General features: G+C 45.4%; 18 protein-coding genes. 8 read left to right on the top strand and 10 right to left on the bottom strand.

What is annotated here, in order from left to right:
• Positions 1-62 precede the first annotated feature (62 nt).
• Complete coding sequence (locus tag MHN33_RS14230; RefSeq protein ID WP_239398694.1) at positions 63-818, bottom strand: LytTR family DNA-binding domain-containing protein; 756 nt, start codon at positions 816-818, stop codon at positions 63-65.
• A gap of 541 nt (positions 819-1,359) precedes the next feature.
• On the opposite strand from MHN33_RS14230, the gene MHN33_RS14225 reads away from it, so the two are divergent.
• The gene (locus MHN33_RS14225; RefSeq protein WP_239398692.1) at positions 1,360-2,130 is read left to right on the top strand and encodes a DeoR family transcriptional regulator; all 771 of its coding nucleotides are present in this window, start codon (positions 1,360-1,362) and stop codon (positions 2,128-2,130) included.
• A 31-nt stretch (positions 2,131-2,161) separates the two neighbouring features.
• The gene (glmS, locus tag MHN33_RS14220) at positions 2,162-3,982 is read left to right on the top strand and encodes a glutamine--fructose-6-phosphate transaminase (isomerizing) (RefSeq protein WP_239398690.1); all 1,821 of its coding nucleotides are present in this window, start codon (positions 2,162-2,164) and stop codon (positions 3,980-3,982) included.
• Between the two features lie 139 nt (positions 3,983-4,121).
• On the opposite strand, the gene MHN33_RS14215 is transcribed toward glmS, so the two are convergent.
• The 7 genes from MHN33_RS14215 to MHN33_RS14185 form a co-directional block, all read right to left on the bottom strand.
• Positions 4,122-7,235, bottom strand: a complete 3,114-nt coding sequence (locus tag MHN33_RS14215) for a type I restriction endonuclease subunit R (RefSeq protein WP_239398688.1) — start codon at positions 7,233-7,235, stop codon at positions 4,122-4,124.
• Positions 7,236-7,296: 61 nt separating this feature from the next.
• Positions 7,297-8,292 carry a Fic family protein gene (locus MHN33_RS14210; RefSeq protein WP_239398686.1) on the bottom strand — a complete coding sequence of 332 codons (996 nt, stop codon included), beginning with the start codon at positions 8,290-8,292 and terminating at the stop codon, positions 7,297-7,299.
• Positions 8,292-8,606: a RhuM family protein gene (rhuM, locus tag MHN33_RS14205; RefSeq protein ID WP_239398684.1), complete on the bottom strand. Its 315-nt coding sequence runs from the start codon at positions 8,604-8,606 to the stop codon at positions 8,292-8,294. Before rhuM ends, MHN33_RS14210 begins: the two co-directional genes overlap by 1 nt.
• The gene (locus MHN33_RS14200) at positions 8,596-9,783 is read right to left on the bottom strand and encodes an AAA family ATPase (RefSeq protein WP_239398682.1); all 1,188 of its coding nucleotides are present in this window, start codon (positions 9,781-9,783) and stop codon (positions 8,596-8,598) included. Before MHN33_RS14200 ends, rhuM begins: the two co-directional genes overlap by 11 nt.
• Positions 9,783-11,054 carry a restriction endonuclease subunit S gene (locus tag MHN33_RS14195; RefSeq protein WP_239398680.1) on the bottom strand — a complete coding sequence of 424 codons (1,272 nt, stop codon included), beginning with the start codon at positions 11,052-11,054 and terminating at the stop codon, positions 9,783-9,785. Before MHN33_RS14195 ends, MHN33_RS14200 begins: the two co-directional genes overlap by 1 nt.
• Positions 11,051-12,616, bottom strand: a complete 1,566-nt coding sequence (locus MHN33_RS14190; protein ID WP_239398678.1) for a type I restriction-modification system subunit M — start codon at positions 12,614-12,616, stop codon at positions 11,051-11,053. Before MHN33_RS14190 ends, MHN33_RS14195 begins: the two co-directional genes overlap by 4 nt.
• Before the next feature lie 84 nt (positions 12,617-12,700).
• Complete coding sequence (locus tag MHN33_RS14185) at positions 12,701-12,940, bottom strand: transcription factor (RefSeq protein ID WP_239398676.1); 240 nt, start codon at positions 12,938-12,940, stop codon at positions 12,701-12,703.
• A 227-nt stretch (positions 12,941-13,167) separates the two neighbouring features.
• Between MHN33_RS14185 and MHN33_RS14180 the strand changes: the two genes are divergently transcribed.
• Positions 13,168-14,625 carry a GIY-YIG nuclease family protein gene (locus tag MHN33_RS14180; RefSeq protein ID WP_239398674.1) on the top strand — a complete coding sequence of 486 codons (1,458 nt, stop codon included), beginning with the start codon at positions 13,168-13,170 and terminating at the stop codon, positions 14,623-14,625.
• 15 nt (positions 14,626-14,640) lie between these two features.
• Here MHN33_RS14180 and MHN33_RS14175 read toward each other — a convergent pair whose 3' ends face one another.
• A complete protein-coding gene (locus MHN33_RS14175; RefSeq protein ID WP_239398672.1) occupies positions 14,641-14,904 on the bottom strand; it encodes a helix-turn-helix transcriptional regulator in 264 nt (87 codons plus the stop codon).
• A 195-nt stretch (positions 14,905-15,099) separates the two neighbouring features.
• Between MHN33_RS14175 and MHN33_RS14170 the strand changes: the two genes are divergently transcribed.
• The 3 genes from MHN33_RS14170 (at position 15,100) to MHN33_RS14160 (ending at position 16,169) form a co-directional block, all read left to right on the top strand.
• Positions 15,100-15,351 (top strand): helix-turn-helix transcriptional regulator, encoded by a 252-nt coding sequence (locus tag MHN33_RS14170; RefSeq protein WP_239398670.1) that lies wholly within the window; start codon positions 15,100-15,102, stop codon positions 15,349-15,351.
• Positions 15,352-15,420: 69 nt separating this feature from the next.
• Positions 15,421-15,582: a hypothetical protein gene (locus MHN33_RS14165; RefSeq protein WP_239398668.1), complete on the top strand. Its 162-nt coding sequence runs from the start codon at positions 15,421-15,423 to the stop codon at positions 15,580-15,582.
• A gap of 215 nt (positions 15,583-15,797) precedes the next feature.
• Positions 15,798-16,169 (top strand): hypothetical protein, encoded by a 372-nt coding sequence (locus MHN33_RS14160; RefSeq protein WP_239398666.1) that lies wholly within the window; start codon positions 15,798-15,800, stop codon positions 16,167-16,169.
• Positions 16,170-16,950: 781 nt separating this feature from the next.
• Here MHN33_RS14160 and MHN33_RS14155 read toward each other — a convergent pair.
• The gene (locus MHN33_RS14155; protein ID WP_239398664.1) at positions 16,951-17,493 is read right to left on the bottom strand and encodes a nuclear transport factor 2 family protein; all 543 of its coding nucleotides are present in this window, start codon (positions 17,491-17,493) and stop codon (positions 16,951-16,953) included.
• A 353-nt stretch (positions 17,494-17,846) separates the two neighbouring features.
• Between MHN33_RS14155 and MHN33_RS14150 the strand changes: the two genes are divergently transcribed.
• Positions 17,847-18,452 carry a hypothetical protein gene (locus MHN33_RS14150; RefSeq protein WP_239398662.1) on the top strand — a complete coding sequence of 202 codons (606 nt, stop codon included), beginning with the start codon at positions 17,847-17,849 and terminating at the stop codon, positions 18,450-18,452.
• Between the two features lie 101 nt (positions 18,453-18,553).
• Positions 18,554-19,411, top strand: coding sequence for an NAD-dependent epimerase/dehydratase family protein (locus MHN33_RS14145; protein WP_239398660.1), 858 nt, complete (start codon positions 18,554-18,556; stop codon positions 19,409-19,411).
• Positions 19,412-19,446: the final 35 nt, after the last annotated feature.

Raw genomic sequence — 19,446 nt, 5'->3', positions numbered from 1 at the left:
ATGAATGGACGAGGTCGGTGTATTAATCCCGGTGGGTGTGGGACGAATGGTGTGTTTGCTTTTTAGGCATTTTGAGTAAAGCGGGCTTTTACTGCCTGCTTATAGCCTTTACTGAGGGCCACCTGAGTGCCACTGCGTAGCTGAATCATGGCACTGCCAGAAGGCTTGTTCTGGATCCGCTCTATGGCAGACAGGTTAACGACGTGGGAGCGATGTGTGCGGACAAACTGTGCGGGCAGTTTCGCCATTAACTCTTTCAGAGTGCCGCGTTTCAGATATTGCTGCGTGAGCGTGTGGATCTCCATATAGTTGCTGGCCGCACTAATGTGGGTGATATCGTCAAAAGCCACCAGGACCTTATCCCTGCCCTGATCAACCCACAGCGCCTGCTGATGCTGCCGGGGATCGGCAATGGTGCGCAGTTGGGTGTGCCATAAAATGGTGATGACAAACAGCACCAGCAGGTGGGAGGGCGCAAAGTAGTAAAGTGTATAGGCAATGGGGTCGTCCAGTGCTATCAAGTCGAACAATGCCTGAAACAGCATAGCTATGAAGTAGGCCGCTGTCATGATTTTCAAAAAGGCGGTGGTATCTACCCGTGGCGCTGGTTCAAGCCGGGCCAGAGCGCGAAATATCACAGGAGATATCAGATACCATAATCCCCACTCCTGCACAGCCCACCACAGCGGGTTATTGAGTCGCTTGTCTTCGGGCACCGACCAGTCGTGCAGCAAGTCGATAAAGGTCAAAAAGCCAATCACCAGCGTCCAGCCACACAGCGACAGTAACCATTCTTGTCTGATCCGAGCCGACACCATAATTTCCTATATTTGATACACCCGCGTATTTTAGCATTCTGCAAACGGATGTGAAGCCAAACAAAGTGCCTGCTACTCAAGCGTCATAAACATACACCCCGATATCCCGCCTCCACCTCTGTCCTTCGTCATCTCGCCTTTCTCCTTCCATCACCCAGCTCCTTCCTCCGTCACCCAGCTTCTCCTTCCGTCATCCAGCTTCTTCCTCCGTCATCCAGCTTCTCCCTCCGTCACCCAGCTTCTCCTTCCGTTACCCAGCTTCCCCCCTCCGTCATCCCGGCCCCCGAGCCGGGAACCATAAAAGCGCCGTCAGGTGCCAAAAACAGTCACGAAGCCGAAGGCGAGTAGATCTCGCCCCCCGATCTTTTTGCTGTCATCCAGCCCGTTTCCTCCACTCTCCCCGTCTTTAACAACCCAACTAAAAAAGGGCACTTCCACAATAAAAAAGCCATGCTCAAAATTTAACTTGTTTCGAACCGTAAGTTTCGACTATAATTTCGCAACGTTCGAAACGAAACTTATAACTAAATATAAAACCACGATGACTAAACGCAATACACAGCAACGCAGACACACAATTCTTGCCATGGTAAACGAGCAAGGCGAAGTGAGCGTGGAAACTTTAGCCAGTGAATTTGCTACATCAGAAGTTACGATTCGAAAGGATTTAACCGCATTGGAAAAAAGCGGCCTGTTATTGCGCCGCTACGGGGGCGCAGTTGCGCTGCCCCAGGAAATCGTCGCCAAAGGTAACGATGCGCGCGATACGCTACGTAAAGTGGCAATCGCCAGAGCGGCGGCTACATTGATTAAAGATCACCACCGCATCATTATCGACAGCGGCCGTACTACCGCTGCCATGATCCCGGAGCTGGCGCAAAAGCGCGGGCTGGTGGTGATGACCAATGCCATTAATATTGCTAACCGCTTGTTGGCACTGGAAAACGAGCCGACCTTATTGATGACCGGTGGCACCTGGGACCCCCATTCGGAGTCGTTTCAGGGGCAGGTTGCCGAGCAGGTTTTACGCTCTTACGATTTTGATACCTTGTTCATCGGTGCCGACGGCATTGATGTGGCAAGGGGCACCACCACGTTTAACGAGCTGGTGGGCTTAAGCCAGGTCATGGCTGAAGCCGCCCGTGATGTGGTTGTGCTGGTCGAATCTGAAAAGATCGGCCGCAGAATACCGAATTTAGAATTGCCCTGGGATCAGGTCACGACCTTGATCACCGACAACAACCTGGCCGCCGACTTGCGCCAGGCGATCGAGGCCCGTGGCGTGCAGCTGATCTGCGCAGAGGTAGAATAACAACACACAACGTGCAAATAATGGAGAGTTTATGTGTGGTATAGTTGGTGCGGTAGCAGAACGTCCTGTTAACCGTATTTTGATCGAAGGTTTAAAACGTCTTGAGTACCGTGGATACGATTCAGCGGGTGTGGCATTAAGCAATGCAGGCACGCTGAATACGGTCAAGGCCGTGGGTAAAGTGGCCAACCTGGAAGCGGCCGTGGCCGAAGCCGGTGTCAGCGGACACACAGGTATTGCCCACACGCGTTGGGCTACACACGGTAGTGTAACCGAAGTGAATGCTCACCCTCATATTTCAAACAGCGAAATCGCACTGGTTCACAATGGCATCATCGAGAACCACGAGTCACTGCGTTCAGTATTGAAAGACGACGGCTATACCTTCCTGTCTGATACCGACACCGAAGTGATGGTCCACCTGATCCACCAACTGCGTCAGCAGCACGACTCTCTGCTGGACTCGGTTAAAGCCGCGGTTAAGCAGCTTGAAGGCGCTTACGGCACTGTGGTATTCGACAAAGCCAACGACAACGAAATCATCGTGGCCCGTTCAGGCAGCCCGCTGGTTATCGGCTTAGGTCTGGGCGAAAACTTTATCGCGTCTGATCAGCTGGCACTGCTTGCGGTAACGCGCAACTTTATCTTCTTAGAAGAAGGCGATGTAGCACGCATCACCCGCGATACGGTTGAAATTTACGACATCAACGGCGAGCCGGTTGAGCGTGAAGTGGTTGAATCGAACATTTCTCAGGATGTCTCGGGCAAAGGCGAATACCGTCACTACATGCTTAAAGAGATCTACGAGCAGCCAATGGCCGTGCGTAACACGCTTGAAGGTCGTTTAGATGGCGACAAAGTATCGGTAGATGCATTTGGCGACCAGGCAAACCGGATCTTCAAAGACGTTAAACACGTTCAGATCATCGCCTGTGGTACCTCTTACCATTCAGGCATGGTGGCGCGCTACTGGCTAGAGCAATACGCAGGCGTAAGCTGTAATGTCGAAATTGCCTCTGAGTTCCGTTACCGTGAGTCGTTCGTACACGAAAACAGCTTACTTGTAACCATTTCTCAGTCTGGCGAAACCGCCGATACCCTGGCTGCACTGCGTCTGGCTAAAGAGCAGGGTTACATGGCCTCTATGACCATTTGTAACGTGCCGGGCTCGTCACTGGTGCGTGAATCCGATCTGGCCTTTATGACCAAAGCCGGTGCCGAGATTGGTGTGGCATCAACTAAAGCGTTTACTACGCAATTAGTGGGTTTATTGATGCTAACTGCGTCAATCGCACAGGAAAAAGGCCGCGACCAGAGCGTGATCGTGAACGCCATCAAGACCCTGCCAAACAAACTGGAAGAGTCACTGAACATGGCTGACGGCATCGAAGCGCTGGCAGAAGAATTCGCTGACAAGCACCATTCATTGTTCCTGGGTCGTGGTTCACAGTACCCAATCGCAATGGAAGGCGCACTTAAGCTTAAAGAAATCTCGTATATTCACGCCGAAGCCTACGCCGCAGGCGAGTTAAAGCACGGCCCACTGGCCCTGATAGACGCCGACATGCCAATCATCGTCGTAGCGCCAAACAACGAGCTGCTTGAAAAGCTGAAGTCAAACGTTGAAGAAGTCCGCGCCCGCGGCGGTATCATCTACGTCTTCGCCGACAAAGACTCCAACTTTGCATCAGACGACACCATGCGTGTAATGAACGTGAATCACGTTGAAGACATCATCGCACCCGTTGTCTATACAATCCCGCTACAGCTGCTGTCGTACTACGTTGCCGTGATCAAAGGCACCGACGTCGACCAGCCACGTAACCTGGCTAAGTCAGTGACGGTAGAGTAAGTTGGGTTAGGTTGATTGAACCGGTGTCACATCCAAACTAGGTTGGAAAGTTATAAACAAGGATGGAAAGTGACAAACAAAGTTGGAAAGTAAAAGGGCTCAATGAGCCCTTTTACTTTGTATTGTCGTGTAAATAATATTAAATCTCACCCCCAACGCCTTTAAACTTATCAACAAAAGCAGCAATTTTCTGGAAAACGAGTTGCTTAAGAGTGCGATATTTTGGATTTAAAGGACTCAATTTTGGTAATGCATCAGTGAGTGCGGTGCCATTTTCTGACGCAAATTCTCGTTTTAGAGAAAAAGAAATATATCGCTTTGCAGCTTCTTCATTTAAAGACTCTGATTCAATAATCTCTTTTGCTTCTTTGACCTGCTCCGCCTGGGCGAACTTGAAGAAAGCGTCGATAATGCTGGCTTTGTCATTGATCTCATCTAGATTTGTCTGATTAATAAAATCAACCACCAAGCTCTCTTTCGCTCTATTGCCAAGGCTACCGCGGATCATACGGCGGACTTCTTCAATCAAGCCTTCTTTGCTCTTGTTCTTCTTATTGTGATCAAAAATCAGTTCAAGAATGTAATCGAGGTTTATTTCTTGGGATTTAAGCAAGTCCACTTCAAAGACCACATCGTCCCAATCAACGGTGGAGTTATCCTTTTCTTCCCCTTGTTTCTGGCGGCGCAACCAGTCACGAGTATCGTTATAAGTAGAGCGATAATCTTGGATAGCACGCTCGCTCGGCATATTGATGGTTTGCATTGACTCCAATTCAGCATCGTCTAAATAGTACTTAGCTTTAAACTCTGCAACAGCGAGTTCATCACTGGTGTCTAAGCTTTGCAATGCCTTTAAAGCAGCAAATTCATCGTAGTTTTGTAATATATTTTCTGCTTTTAGGTATTCACCAAACAGCTTGGCAAATTCTTTTTTATCTTGTTCTTTTTCAATATTTTCTGGGTTTGGAAAACGCTCTTGCAGCTCTTTAACGATCTCAACAAAACCTCTACGAGCTAGACCGCTTGCAATATCGTTAAAACCTTCCATGTATTCTTTGTAGCTCTTTTCGAGTACCACGTTTTTGGTGTTTTTGTCGCCAAACAAGGTAATGGCATCAATGGTTGCCTGCTCTAAGTCCCGGAAGGTGACAATATTGCCAAAGGTCTTCGTCGCATCATAAATACGGTTAGTGCGAGAAAACGCCTGCATTAAGCCATGATAGCGCAAATTTTTGTCAACAAACAAGGTATTGAGCGTAGGCGCATCAAAGCCCGTTAAAAACATACCGACCACGATGAGCAGATCGATTTCTTGATTCTTCACGCGCTGGGCAAGGTCACGGTAGTAGTTCTGAAAGCCATTACTGTCCACGCCATAGTTAGATTTAAACATGGCGTTGTAATCGTTAATCGCGACGCTCAAAAACTCTTTCGCACTGCTGTTCATGGCACTGACTTCAAAGCTCTCATCTAAGATATCACCAATGGCGTCCTGCTCTTCATTGGCTGTAAATGAGAAGATAGTCGCTACGCGCAAGGGTTTACTTGTGGGTCCTTTCTCAGCCTCGGCCTGCAATGTTTTAAAGGTTTCATAGTATGCTTTCGCTGCATCAACACTGCTTACCGCAAACATGGCGTTAAACCCTTTGGCACCAGAATAGGCTCGATGCGTTTTCTGGTTAAAATGGCTCAGAATATACTGCGAGATTTCACGAATGCGCACCGGGTGTAAGAACGCTTTCTTGTTCTCCGCGGCACTGAGTTTCTTCTCATCCTGCTCAGTCTCAATGCTCTTAAATTGCGGACGAACATCGTTGTAGTCCACTTTGAACTTGAGGACTTTCTCATCACGAATGGCATCGGTGATCACATATGTGTGCAACTGCTGGCCAAACACGCTGCCTGTGGTTTCAGCACCCAAAGCGTTTTCAGGGAAAATTGGCGTACCGGTAAAGCCAAACTGGTAGTACTTTTTAAATTTCTTCTTCAGGTTTTTCTGCGCTTCACCGAACTGGCTTCGATGACACTCATCAAAAATAAAGACAACTTGCTTGTTGTATATAGCTAAATCGCTTTCACTTTTGATTAAGTTGTTGAGCTTTTGGATAGTGGTAACGACAATCTTGTTATCATCTTTATCCAGGTTGATTTTAAGCCCTGCGGTACTGTCCGAACCGTTCACACTATCAGGCGAGAACCGCTGATACTCTTTCATCGTCTGATAGTCGAGGTCTTTTCTGTCCACCACAAAAAAGACTTTATCGATACAGTCTAAATCGGTGGCTAAACGTGCCGCTTTAAAGCTGGTGAGTGTTTTTCCTGAGCCCGTGGTGTGCCAAATGTATCCACCGCCCTCGGCGTTGCTCCAGTTTTTAGCATTAAACGCGCTCTTTATCTTCCATAAAATACGCTCTGTAGCGGCAATCTGGTAGGGTCGCATTACCAGCAAAGTATTGCTTACGTCAAACACCGAGTAACGCAAGATCACTTCAAGTAGTGTCTCTTTCTGGAAAAAAGTGGCGGTAAAGTCTTTTAAATCTTTGATCAGCGTATTGTCTGACTTCGCCCAGTTCATCGTAAAGTCGAAGCTGTTTTTGTCGCGCTTGGTGGTATTGGCAAAATAGCGCGTGTCGGTGCCATTAGAGATTACAAACAGCTGCAAGAATTTGTACAAGGAGTTTTCGGCATTAAAGCTTTCTTTGCTATAGCGATGTATTTGGTTGAATGCTTCGCGAATGGCCACACCACGCTTTTTCAGCTCGATTTGCACCAAAGGCAAACCATTGACCAAAATCGTCACATCGTAACGGTTGGCATGGCTTCCCGTTTGCTCAAACTGTTTAATCACCTGCACTTTGTTACGAGCAATGGTTTTCTTGTTGAACAGGTAGATGTTTTCGATATGGCCATCATCAAAGACAAAATCGAAGATATAGTCGCTGTGTACCTTTCGGGTTTTATCAAGAATATTGTCGCTGGGTGTGTTCAGGTATTGCTCGCAAAAGCGCGCCCACTCGGCATCGGTAAACTCGACCTTATTGAGGGCTTGTAGCTGCTTGCGCACATTCGCCATCATGGCATCAGGCGTGGTTAGCGCAGGTAAATACTCATATCCCTGACTAGCTAAGTCTTGGATCAGCTCACGCTCTAAATCACCTTCGCTCTGGTAGCTCTCAGCAATTTGATCTTGTCGTGTATATTTATCTAACACAATAAAGTTATTCGACTCTGCAACGGTTTTATACGTCGTCATTCGTTTACATCCTTTTTTTGGCCGTGGTGTTTTCCAAAATGGAAATAGCCACAGCTTCGTATTATTCAGTTACTTGCCAATGGCCGGTTTTCTTGGCACCAACCCGTTTTAATAGTGAATGTTGTTTGAGTTTTCTGATCCGGCGTTCAATGGTACTGAGCGCTTTTCCGGTCTGCTCGGCCAGCATGGCGTTGGTGATATAGCAGTCTGCTTTGATCAAATCGAGAATAGCGTGGTCTAACGCCGACAACTTTAAACCCGCATTTATACCTGCATTTAACCCCTCATTTTTAAGCTGGCGGTAAGTACTGCCCTCAATGGCATCGAGTATCATCTGCAACATAAATAGAATAAACGGCGCACAGTCTGTTTGCGCAGTGCTGTTGCGGATGGCAAGGTAGTACGCTTCCTGGTGCTGATGCACCAAACTCTCCACCGGAATGTTAATAAAGATGGGCTGCCACTTCGACAGAATCAATGTTTGCCACAAACGCCCCATACGGCCATTACCATCCGAAAAGGGGTGAATAAACTCAAATTCGTAATGAAAAATACAACTTGCCATCAGTGGGTGTACATCGGTTGTGCCCAGCCAAGCCAACAACTCGCCCATCAGATTGGGAACTCGGTCCGCCTGTGGCGCCATATGTACTACCTGCTCACCCGACATGACACCAACCCCTTGGCTGCGGTATCTGCCAGCTTCTGCAACCAAGCCTGTCATCAACACCCGATGGGCAGCCAGTAAATCCTCACTACTGCTGGGCTGCCAGCTGCCGATTGCCTCATAGGCCGCAATGGCGTTGTGTGCCTCCTGCACCTCTTTTGGCGGTGCAATCACCCGTTTACCCTCAAGGATCGCCGTAATTTGCGCCTCTGACAGCGTGTTGCCCTCAATCGCCAACGACCCCTGAACTGTTCGCATGCGGTTAACTTTTCGCAGGCGCAGCAGTTTTTGCTGTTCAAACTCAACGCTTAAACGGCCAATAGCTTCACTAATGTTGGCGACTAAATTGAGGATCTCACTGGTGATGGTAAAAGGCGGTTGGTAGGCCATTAAGCTGAACCCTTATTTTTGTTACCTTGGCCTAGCAACTTATTCACGCTTTGGGCAAAAGCTTCCATAGTAAAGGTATTTAGGCGCTCTAAAATACCTTCGATATAATCAACAAAGGCCGAAACAGCGCGCTCTAGCTTTTTAATTTCTTCTTCTGACAAACAGTTTTTCGCAATGGCGGTGTCTAATTTAAGCACTTGTCCTTTAGGAGAACTTTTATACGTTGTTATACCCATAAATGGCTGGCTGGCATCGGCTTTAAGGACAATAATTTCAGTGGTTTGATCTTGTATGGTCAAATTCTTATTGGTCATTTTCTGCCTCTTGCTTCCAGTAGCTGTAATTATTAACTAGGTGGGTTAATAGAAAGTTAACTATTTGCTTTTCTTCAGGCTTAAGCATAGCCGGACGTAAGTTTGCTAAAGAGTCATGGCTTGAAAACTGAATAATACGATTGAGATAGGCCTCCCTATTTTCATCGCTATTGCCTGGCAATAGCTTTGACCATTTGGGGTAACCTAGAAAACTAGCCGTTTTTTCGTATAGGTTGCGGATGAATATAAAATGTTGCCTCTCAATAGTCTCATTCTTAATGGCCTGTTCAAGCTGCCTTTTAAGATCTAGGTGATAAAAAAAGCTAGTATTTGAATCACCATTTTTTTTAACTAATGAAACACTTTGATCTTCTGTTGCTTCTAATAAAAAGCATTCCTTTGAATTTAGTTCATTATGAAGAAAGTTATAGAACGTAGTGTCGTGTGTTGAAATAATAAATTTAATTGGTGAAGTGCTCTTTTTTATCAAAGAAGCCAAATCAACAGCAAGTTGCATTAAATGGTTTTCATCCAATGAACTAACTGGGTCGTCAATGTAGATATATTTTAAGTTATTAAACTGAGCCGTTTCTCTTTCTTCCACTTGAGTTATATTAAGAACCTCAACAACTTGCTCAATCAGACTATAAAACACACTCCAGATAAAATTACTTTCTTCACCTTTAGATATTTTTATATTGGGCTCAGATTCATTATTACCTCGCTCAAAAGAAAACTGAACCTCAGAGAACGCAGGAACCGTTATTGCATCATTGTTAGAATTAACAAAGGTATACTCATCATTAAATAATGGTGTAAGTTTAGGGTTGGAGTATCGTTGAAAGTGGCCAACAACATTTCGGTCTTGCCCTTGCTCTTTAAATACCCAATCAGTAAAAACGTTTGGATGAATCTTTAAAATACGACGCTCGTCCTGCGCTAAGTCGTTATCCCAATAAAAAAGGTCCTCAGTGAAAGCGTTATAATAAAGGATATTCTTTTGAGCTAATTCAGAACCTATTTCGTCATTCTTGTCTCGCGCTACCTCAGATTCTAACAACTCTTTAAAAGCCCTAGATAAACGAGTTTTTCCAGTTCCATTAAAGGCGTAAATCAGCTGTGCTTTTTTAGTATTTCTACGAAGTGTTCTCGCTGCTTCTTTTAATGATTCACTCATTAAGCTGCCTCATCTGAATGAGATTTAGGGAAGCTCAACAACAAGTCGCGATAGTATTCGTATTGTTTTTGACGTAACTCGATTTCGCGAGGGAGGCCTTCTTGGATTGAAGTGGTTAAAGTGTCGAATTTATCCAATATAGCTACAATTCGTGCCTGCTCCAACAGTGATTTCTCTGGATCGTTTGCGTAAGGAACAGGTAATCTAAAGTTCTTAATGATTGTCGAATTTAAATCTCCTCTTGCACCTTGTCCTAGAGCTTTTATGTTTTCGTAATTTAAGCTAACCCAATGAAATACGTATCGGTATAGGGCTTTTTTATCGTCGATTTCCAAACATCCACAGTGTTGATTTGTTGTTAGTGGAATCTTATTAATTGCTGATCTTCCAGCGGTTGCTCCAGAAATTGCAATAATCACGCAATTTTCTGGAATCCATTTGGCTGATGAATTTTTCAACGCAGCTGGCGTTATAAATACCTCAGTCTCAGATACATCAGTAAACTTCACTTCCTGAGTTCTCAACCATGGAATATTGCCCCCTTCGTAGAATTCAAGCTTTCCAGCAGTAGGTGTACCACCTGAGTACCATTTTTTCGTGACATCACCTAGGGTCATCCATTCAAAATCACCTTCTTCAAAGCTTAGCAACTGGTCACGGTAGTAGTTGTATTGTTTTTTCCGCATGTTTAGCTCGGCGGTCAGCTCGGCGGTCATGGCGGTAAATGCATCTAGAATACGCACAATTTCAGCTTGTATTGCTAGCGATTTTTCTGGGTTACCTGGGCATGGGATGGGAATGAGTATTTTTGCTAGGTTATCTTTTGACACTCTTCGAACTTTTGCGCCTGTTATAAACTTTCGTTTTTGCTCTTGAAAAGAATCGGATGTAAAAAAATAAGCTAGGTATTTAACGTTATTTCTATGCCTGTAAAGCATCATGTCACCTGAAATTGCAACGTCTTCACCTAACCACGCAAGCGGCTTAACTACATCTACATCATTCTCTGATGTTGTTGCTAACAAAAGATCATTTTTTTTTGCTTTTTTTAGTTTTTTTGCTAATTCATGATTTACATGAACAAAAGTACTCTTTGCTTCTAGTCCGTACCGTGTATAAATTTGGCCATAATGGATTGCTGGAAAGCCCGTGTCTGTAAAGTCTTTTTTTTGCAATCCACTTCCTCTAATAAACTCACCTATTTCACCCAATGGTTTCCACTCAACCTCATAGCCATCAAGTAACTTATTCATAAAATTTAGTATGCTCATGCTTCAACCTCCGCAACAATGGCATCAATCTCACTGCGAAGCGCATCAATTTTAGCAACGGTGGTTTTAAGTTCGGCATTAAGCTCGGTAATGTCGATTACTTCGCGAGTATCTTCGGCTTCCACATAACTGCTCACCGAAAGGTTATAGCTGTTGCCTGCGATAACATCTAAATCAACGCATTTAGCAAAATGCTCAACGTTTTCCTTGCTGGCAAACACCTTCATGATTTGCTGAATATGACCCGGATTTTTTTCGTCGTCGTTGTCCGTCAGTACGTTGTTATTGGTTTCTTTTTTAAACAAACCGCTGGCATCGATAAACTGGGTGGTGGTGTCGGCTTTATGTTTAGATAGCACTAAAATATTCACGGCAATGGTGGTGCCAAAAAACAAGTTAGGTGCTAGTGAAATTACGGTTTCAACATAGTTGTTATCAACCAAGTACTGGCGAATTTTTTGCTCAGCGCCGCCACGGTAAAAAATACCGGGGAAGCACACAATAGCCGCTCGGCCTTTGCTTGATAGGTAACTCAGCGCATGCAGCACAAAGGCAAAGTCAGCTTTTGATTTTGGTGCAAGTACACCTGCGGGCGCAAAGCGGTCGTCGTTAATTAGGGTTGGATCGTCGCTACCAATCCATTTCACCGAATAAGGCGGGTTAGAGACAATGGCATCAAACGGCTTGTCGTCTAAAAAGTGCGGTTCGGTTAATGTATCGCCCAACTGAATATTAAACTTGTCGTAGTTAATGTTATGCAAAAACATATTCATACGCGCCAAGTTGTAGGTAGTGTGATTGAGCTCTTGACCAAAAAAACCATCTTCAATGATATGCGCATCAAAGTGCTTTTTGGCTCGTAATAGCAATGAGCCCGAGCCCGCCGCAGGGTCATAGATTTTATTGACACTGGTTTGGCCGTGCATGGCCAGCTGCGCGATCAATTTTGAAACGTGCTGAGGGGTGAAAAATTCACCACCGGATTTACCTGCATTTGCCGCGTAGTTAGAGATAAGGAACTCGTAAGCATCTCCAAACAAGTCGTTTTCGTTATTTTCAAACTGATTGATTTTTAAATCTGCCACGCCTTTTAACACAGCAGCAAGGCGTTTGTTTTTTGCCTCTACCGTATTACCTAAACGATTACTGGTGGTATCAAAATCCGCAAACAAGCCTTTGATGTCTTTTTCTGAATCATAGCCATTGGCTGAGTTTTCGATTGCAGCAAAAATTGCTGCCAAATCCGTATTTAAATTTTCGTTTTTGTGTGCATTAGCCGCCACATTGCTAAACAACTGGCTAGGGTAAAGAAAATAGCCTTTGGTTTTAATGGCATCTTCTTTAGCAAGCTTGATGTTTTCGTCATCGTCAGGCATGGCCGCATAATTCACGCTCTCATCACCGCCTGTGATGTAATTGACAAAGTTTTCACTGATAAAACGGTAAAACAGCGTACCCAGTACATACTGCTTAAAATCCCAGCCATCCACTGAGCCTCGAACATCGTTGGCAATCGCCCATATTTGGCGTTGAAGTTCGGCACGTTGTTGTAAACTTGTCATTTATAGTTCCCATTCAATTGCTACTTGTGCGTGTAGCCAAGATATATCAAAAATTCTAACCTCATAAAAACTTGGGCGTTTCATCTAGATTTTATGGGCATTCAAGCCTGCCGCTTTTAACCTAGTTGTTAAATTACGCATCTTGCTGAACTCAGTTCCCAAACTTTGTTTAAGCCCTACACCTTCACAGAATTCTTTTGACGTGATGTGCTGGAGTTCATCCGCGTATTTGATCATTTGCAGGTGTAATTCAGCCATATAATGATTACGAGGTGCTGCATTGAGCGCTAATTTAATTTGTTCAAAAATTAGTTGTTCAGACATAAGCAGCTCTGTGATTTCATCATTTAGCTAGATTAGCTAATTTAGCAAAGACCTGCAAAGATTATCCTTTATTGAGAGGTTGATTTTTCTACTTAAACTAGAGTTGCTGTTGTTTTTCAAGCCTAGAGCAATTAATGCTGACTTATTCGCTGCTAATGTTATAGCAAGCTATAAGTTACATATGAATTAAACTATGTCTTTTGTCGATTGTGAATGCCGTCGGAGCTGTGTTACAAATTAAAAATGCTAATTACTCGTTGGTGTTGGGAATCTTCAAGTTGGGAACTTTTGTTAAGGAAAAGAAAGATTGTAACCTTCAGGGAATGGATTGGTGTTTCTATGCTACGGATCAGAATCGCGCTATGCTCCAGGCAAAATACCGGACAGGCCAGTCCATTAGGGTCAAAGCTCAGAAAAATCGCCCTGATAGGGGTAATGTCTACGCCGATGGTAATGCGCTTATTGGGTTTCTCTGTGAAGAAGATTTCAGTTGGGTCAGCGTGCAGCGTGAACAAGGAAACAAGATTTATGGTCAGATCCACAAAGTTGAATGTCTCGAAGACTTTCCTAAACATGTTGTTATTGTTCGTCTACAAACCTCTCCTTTTAAGAAACTGAGCAAAGCATCATCGGTGTCGCCAGGTGCTTCAATCAGTAATCCTGTTTTGATTAGAAAGCCACGTAGTGCATCTATAGAACACCCCATCACACAGAAAGCTTTTAGAGCACAAAAAGATCTTAGTAGTGTGTGTAGAAACTTGAGCGGGCGAACAGGAATCTATTGCATCTATGCTAAGTCGTTTGCGACGTACATTGGTCAATCAAAAGACATTGGCTCAAGAATGAGAAGGCACATTGCAGACTTAAGGGCTGGCAGGCACCATAATTCGCTATTGCAGTCAGATTGGAATCAGTACGGAGAAAGCTATTTTGCATTTCATCAAGTGGAGTTATGCACTGACAGTGAACTTGATAAGCGAGAGCACTTCTATATTCGCGCGTTTAAGACTTTTGAATATGGTTACAATGCTACCGAAAATGGCCAGCCACCGGTAATGCTAGTAGACCAAGAAATAACTACTTCTGAAGAAGTAAGTGGTGCGAACGAAGAGGTGATTGAAAATAAATCAGAAAGTAACTCTGCACTTCAAGAAGAAGGCCCCTGTGCTGAAAAGAGCGAAAATACTAGTACCATCGCAGAGGTTTTATTAAAGCGCTTAGAGGGACCCGAATCATTGTTTGCGGCAAGCAGTGATATTCCGCAAAATCAAAATGGTACAAACACTGGACGAAAGAATGTAGTTAAAACACAAGTTCAACTTAGTGCTACCAGTCGCAAGACGCAAGGTGCTTCATTCTTTTCTGAAAGCAAGAAAAAAGCGGATAGCTCAACTCCAGTCTCTGATAGAGCTAGTGTTAGGGAGTTTGGTATAGAAGTAAGCCCCGGATTGTATGCTGACCTTGAAACGTCTGTTAGTGAATTATATTCTGAGTTTCACAGTTTTAGGCTCAAGCTATCAGTTTATATAGAAAGATACTTTAAACGACCCAGTGAGCGCAGACTAAATCTGTTAAAACGGATGAATAAATTAGAGTTGAGAGTTGCACTTAACAAAAGGCATCTTACCGAAGAGCAGTTTTTGACCCTGAATGAACGGCTTACAAAAATAGAAATCGAACGATAGTGGTTTGTTTGCATTTCACTCATCCCGCCCCAAAATAAAATCAATACAGGGGCAGTTAAAGTCGTCGCCGAACATCAGGTGAAGATGATAAACCTGCTCTATGGTCATGACCGATCTGCCGGATTCGAAGTTGCTGATGGTGGATTGATCCACATTCAGTTTGGCGGCCAGCTGGGCCTGGGAGAGTTTGTGATCACGCCTTAAGTTGCGCAGGTTTGCCTGTAGCGCTCTTAGCATGCGGTTGACCTTCTGGTTCCTGATATGGTTGTTGTTTTTCATTGTTTCCTTTTCCTTTTGAATCAACCGGTTTAATAAAATAGTGGGCGCTTTATGGTTTAAAGGTATGCTACCGGAATGTGAGTCCAATAGGTTTGACAATATACTTTTAATTTACTTATCATTATCATTTGTAGTTATTTAGATTGGGCACCTTTGTGCTGCGCGTAAGCGAGGTAAAAAACCAAGGATAGAAAATTGACTCTCGATTCAAAACATCTGGTTCAGCAGCTAAGGCTCTCTGGGCCTTACAGTGTGGTACAGTTTGCAAAAAAATTGGGTGTATCAAAGCAGACCGTGTATAACTGGGAGAGCGGGAAAACAGCACCAGACCTGCCTCAGCTCATCAGAATGTATGTGGTTTGTGGGCTAAATCCTCGGTCGCTATTGCCCCAGAAGAAGCCGCAAGAGGGGGAAGGAGTGAGTAAAGATTTAGGCATTTCTGAATGAGGCACTTCTTTCACTGATATTCACTTGTTACACTCAACACGTAAATTCACTCTACAATTAAGGAATAATATGAAGACCATAAACAAAAGAAATCACTTAATTACACTTGATGCTCTGAGTTTAAAAGCCGTAACAGGCGCAGGTGGCGTTGCCGGAGGCGGTGGTCAGGTAGACCCTAGAGTAGCACCTATCGACCCTGCTTTCCTGAAAGGGCAAAAAAAGTCTAACTAATTTCCTGGATTTATATGGACGTTTTATCTCAAATAGCTGTAGACCATAATCATTTGATGAATATTTTCATATGGTTTTCGCTCGTTATTGCCGTTTTTGCCAGTCGTAATAGCCCAAATGTCAGGTGGGTAGCGTGCAGTATTCTTATCGCCAGAACTGTTAGCATATTAATATATGGCTGGGCACTGACGACCGAGGGGTGGTTCTACCTGATTATGAGTGTGCAGGATGCGGCGCTTATCCTGTTGATTATAAAACGTCACGCTTTGGCTTCGGCCATAGCTGGGCTCAGGCTGGGCATGTTGAGCCAGTTTGCCAAAGACTGCCTGTCTAACTTTAAGATGACCTCGAACGAGCTGATGTATGTGCTGATTTTATCTGTGTCTGTTGTGGTTAATATGGCGGCACTGATAGAGCGTGAAATCAGGTTATTCACCGAGTTCAACCCCATGTTTATTTACAACGCCTACGAACCCATCAAGCTGGTGCTTACGCTATTAGCTGTTCTGACTATTCTGTCTTTAACGATAGATGCGGTACGCGGGTTTTATTCACAAGATAAGATGGAAGACGGTCAGCGACAGTAGCTAAATTCAGCTTAGTTAATTACATAGTAAAAACCGCTCTGTCATTTAGAGCGGTTTTTTTGTGATCTTTGGCTGCGTTATGCCTTTTGGTGAAGGCTGTAATTGAGCGCTTGCAGCAAAAGCATTTTGGCTGAACTCTCCGCACGAAAGAAATGTCGTGCTATTACGCATAGGGTACTTCTATGGCTAGCACCATATTGGCCTTTCTTGCCAGTTATCAGGAAAACCCATTTTGGCTGTATCAATGTTATGCTTGCTTATTAAATGTTTCAGCCTGAGTTTCCACTGGTTGCCTGGCGCTATTATATCCATCAAGTTTGCGGTCATTGTGAGAGTGTTGTAGAGCTTGCGAAGGCGTCTATCGCTATCTGGAAGAAGATGCAACGATTGCCGTAATACATCGGGCCCTTTTTTAGGGAGCATCATGGTTTTGGTAAAATCTCGGTTCCAGAGCCTGGCATGATGTGCTGAGTGTCTTCAACGTTTAACCCTCGGGCCTGGAGTTGCCTAATCTGGGCGTGGTAAGTAGTTGGAGGCTTGCTATACCGGACCTTAGGGCTGTTGCGCATTTCTATACCCCATAAACGAGTAACCCCTCGCGGTGCGCTGTTCCAATGAGAAGCGGGAGGGGTATTGTTACGATGGATTGTAGCGTCTAAATCATTAGATTCAAGGCCAAATACTGTCCTAATTTGACTCGATATTGCAGTTGAGCCGTGTCATTTCACTCTGAATGTTAAAGTTGGCAAAAGACGACTGTGCTCACTCCACACTCACCACTTCAAAACACGCCATTATCATTTTGAATATCGCCACCGCTGAAAAGTGAGTACAGGCGCATCGACAGGTCCAGGGCCTGGATTGAGTCCCAGTGTTCTACAATGCGGCCGTCTTCGATGCGCCAGGTGTCGATGATGTTCATGCCTTTTTGGTCATTGCCGCGGTGATCTTTATCCAGCGTGGCGTGAGAGTGAAAAATCACGAAGTCGCCGTCGGCGTAGATGTGTTTTACGTCATAGCTGTAGTCTGGGTAATCCTCTACAAACTCTTGTAAAAAGCCGACCAGACCGGGAATTTTATCCGGTAAGTTTCGGTTGTGCTGCACGTAGGCGCTGTCGTTGTAGTGTTTTAGCACATAGTCAAAGTTGTGGTTGTTCATCAGGTTTTGCACAAAGTCGGTGACCAGGCGTGCATTGCTTAATTCCTGCTCGCTCCAGCTTGGTTTTTTTAATTGATCAAAGTGGATTTTAGGGGCGTCTTTGCCAGCGGCAAATGTCACGGTACTGACCAGTAAAAGTAATGCTGCGCTTAGGGTTTTCAACATGGGGTGCTCCTTAGTTGTAAATTCAGGTTTAAGTCTCATCTGGTAACCATGGTAATTATTAGTAACTACCTTTGCAAGAAGGCACCAATTACTTACCAGGGCACTTTTTGGTAACCCATGTCGCACATAGGCTGTGACAATCAGGGTGGGAAAGCGTGCGTTATGGCGCATCGTATTGCGCCCTGACAAGCACCGCAGAAAAGCCCCAGAGATAAAAGAGGATGAAGAAAGTGGTGTAACGTCATGAAAATATTTAAAATAAAAAGTTCGAACGGGCCCATTCAAACGACATAAGCACATTTTATCTGCATTGTTTACCCTCACCAGTTCATGGACCTAATACGAGGAAAACAATGAAAAACACTGACCACACAACTAAACAATGGGATGCCCGATTTTTTCTGATGGCAGGAGGTTGCATGCTGATCAACACCCTGTGTTTATGGGCACGCCACTTTTCCGGATACCAGCTTTCTATTTTGTGGCCCGCAATTCCGGCGATCATTGGCTTGGGCGCGAGTGTGCTGGGCTTATATGCACTGTATCCGCGTATTGTGTTGCATACACCCAGACTGGCTAAGTGGGGCGCCGGGTTTGCTCTGTCGTCATTGGTCGCGCTGAGCATTGGCGCCTGCTGGGTGATCGCCAGTGCGCTGCTGGGCGATGCCACCAGAGGTGTTGGCATGCAGGCGCTGATAGGCGTATTTATGATTGCGATGGTCGGTGCCTTTATTTGCAATGCGATTGCCTGCCTGCGGGATCCTGCCTCGCGTGCTCTGGGCCTGGCTTTGTCTATCCCCGTTGTATGCTGGAGCCTGATGCTACTGGTGGGCATGCTGTATGGGGCAGAAATGGGGTTATCGCTGGACTTTTATACCAATGGGTTACTTGCGCTGGCGTTTGTGTGGGCCAGCCGGGTAATTCGCTCTGATACGGTGGTCGGATCTCAGGTGGCGTGAATAGACGCCGTGGGGCGCTTTAACCAAGACGAAAGTGTAGAAATTTAGGTACATATTACGCTACTGTGGTTGTATGTTTTTAAATCTGAAAGGAGAAACAGATGAGCATACACAAATCGGTATTTGTGACTGGCGGAACCGGCAATATAGGCAGTGCCATAGTGCGGGAACTGGTCACACATGGTTATCAGGTCAAGGTGTTATGCAGAAATGCAAAAAGTGCCGACAAAGCCGGGCAACTGGGCGCAACGGCAGTAACCGGATCACTGACCGAGCCGCAATCTTGGCTCAGCGAGCTTACAAGCTGCGATGCGTTTATCCATACCGCCTGTACCTTTGATGACAATATGGGCGAGGTGGATGCGACGCTGATGCAGGCTGTGGCTGAGTATGCCTTAACACGTACTGCGCCACTTATACTTGTATATACCGCTGGGTGCTGGGCCTATGGCAGCCATGATGCGGTGATCACCGAAACCACACCAAAGCACTCAGTGGCCGATTTTCAGTGGATGCTGGATAATATCGCCTGGTTATCGGACAAAGAAAACATCGACTTACGCGTTGTCAGCCCGGTCAATGTAGTGTGTGAGGAAGAACACTATTTGCCGCCCATCCTGAGCTGGGAAATAGAGCGCTGTGGCCACCCCGTGTTACCGGCGGACGAAACGCAAACCTGGCCACTGGTTGAGCGCACTAACCTGGCCGAGCTGTATCGCCTGGTACTTGAGCGCGGCAAGCAAGGTGAAGAGTACATAGGATCGGCAGAGCCAAGCGCTCCGCTGGCAAGCTTATTACAGACATTGTCTGAGCGACCGATTGTGTGCAGACAAGCGGCGCAGTGGGCGCAAATATATGGCACCTGGACCGAAGGCTATGCACTGCGGCAGGTGTTCTCAAGCGACAAAGCCATCTGCGAGCTAGGCTGGCAACCCAGACCTTTTTTAAACCTGGGTTAAGAGACGCTATCAGTCCCTGCAAGTTCAGTGAGGCG

It is taken from the genome of Pseudoalteromonas sp. OOF1S-7, from assembly GCF_022347765.1.
Taxonomy (GTDB): Bacteria; Pseudomonadota; Gammaproteobacteria; order Enterobacterales; family Alteromonadaceae; genus Pseudoalteromonas.
The sequence above is the reverse complement of the archived record's forward strand: the minus strand, read 5'-3'. Positions and strand labels throughout refer to the sequence as shown.

Bases quoted from the DNA above. Each gene is read 5' to 3' on its own strand.
- MHN33_RS14230 (WP_239398694.1), bottom strand. From the start codon at position 818: ATGGTGTCGGCTCGGATCAGACAAGAATGGTTACTGTCGCTGTGTGGC.
- MHN33_RS14225 (WP_239398692.1), top strand. From the start codon at position 1,360: ATGACTAAACGCAATACACAGCAACGCAGACACACAATTCTTGCCATG.
- glmS (WP_239398690.1), top strand. From the start codon at position 2,162: ATGTGTGGTATAGTTGGTGCGGTAGCAGAACGTCCTGTTAACCGTATT.
- MHN33_RS14215 (WP_239398688.1), bottom strand. From the start codon at position 7,235: ATGACGACGTATAAAACCGTTGCAGAGTCGAATAACTTTATTGTGTTA.
- MHN33_RS14210 (WP_239398686.1), bottom strand. From the start codon at position 8,292: ATGGCCTACCAACCGCCTTTTACCATCACCAGTGAGATCCTCAATTTA.
- rhuM (WP_239398684.1), bottom strand. From the start codon at position 8,606: ATGACCAATAAGAATTTGACCATACAAGATCAAACCACTGAAATTATT.
- MHN33_RS14200 (WP_239398682.1), bottom strand. From the start codon at position 9,783: ATGAGTGAATCATTAAAAGAAGCAGCGAGAACACTTCGTAGAAATACT.
- MHN33_RS14195 (WP_239398680.1), bottom strand. From the start codon at position 11,054: ATGAGCATACTAAATTTTATGAATAAGTTACTTGATGGCTATGAGGTT.
- MHN33_RS14190 (WP_239398678.1), bottom strand. From the start codon at position 12,616: ATGACAAGTTTACAACAACGTGCCGAACTTCAACGCCAAATATGGGCG.
- MHN33_RS14185 (WP_239398676.1), bottom strand. From the start codon at position 12,940: ATGTCTGAACAACTAATTTTTGAACAAATTAAATTAGCGCTCAATGCA.
- MHN33_RS14175 (WP_239398672.1), bottom strand. From the start codon at position 14,904: ATGAAAAACAACAACCATATCAGGAACCAGAAGGTCAACCGCATGCTA.
- MHN33_RS14165 (WP_239398668.1), top strand. From the start codon at position 15,421: ATGAAGACCATAAACAAAAGAAATCACTTAATTACACTTGATGCTCTG.
- MHN33_RS14160 (WP_239398666.1), top strand. From the start codon at position 15,798: ATGAGTGTGCAGGATGCGGCGCTTATCCTGTTGATTATAAAACGTCAC.
- MHN33_RS14155 (WP_239398664.1), bottom strand. From the start codon at position 17,493: ATGTTGAAAACCCTAAGCGCAGCATTACTTTTACTGGTCAGTACCGTG.
- MHN33_RS14150 (WP_239398662.1), top strand. From the start codon at position 17,847: ATGAAAAACACTGACCACACAACTAAACAATGGGATGCCCGATTTTTT.
- MHN33_RS14145 (WP_239398660.1), top strand. From the start codon at position 18,554: ATGAGCATACACAAATCGGTATTTGTGACTGGCGGAACCGGCAATATA.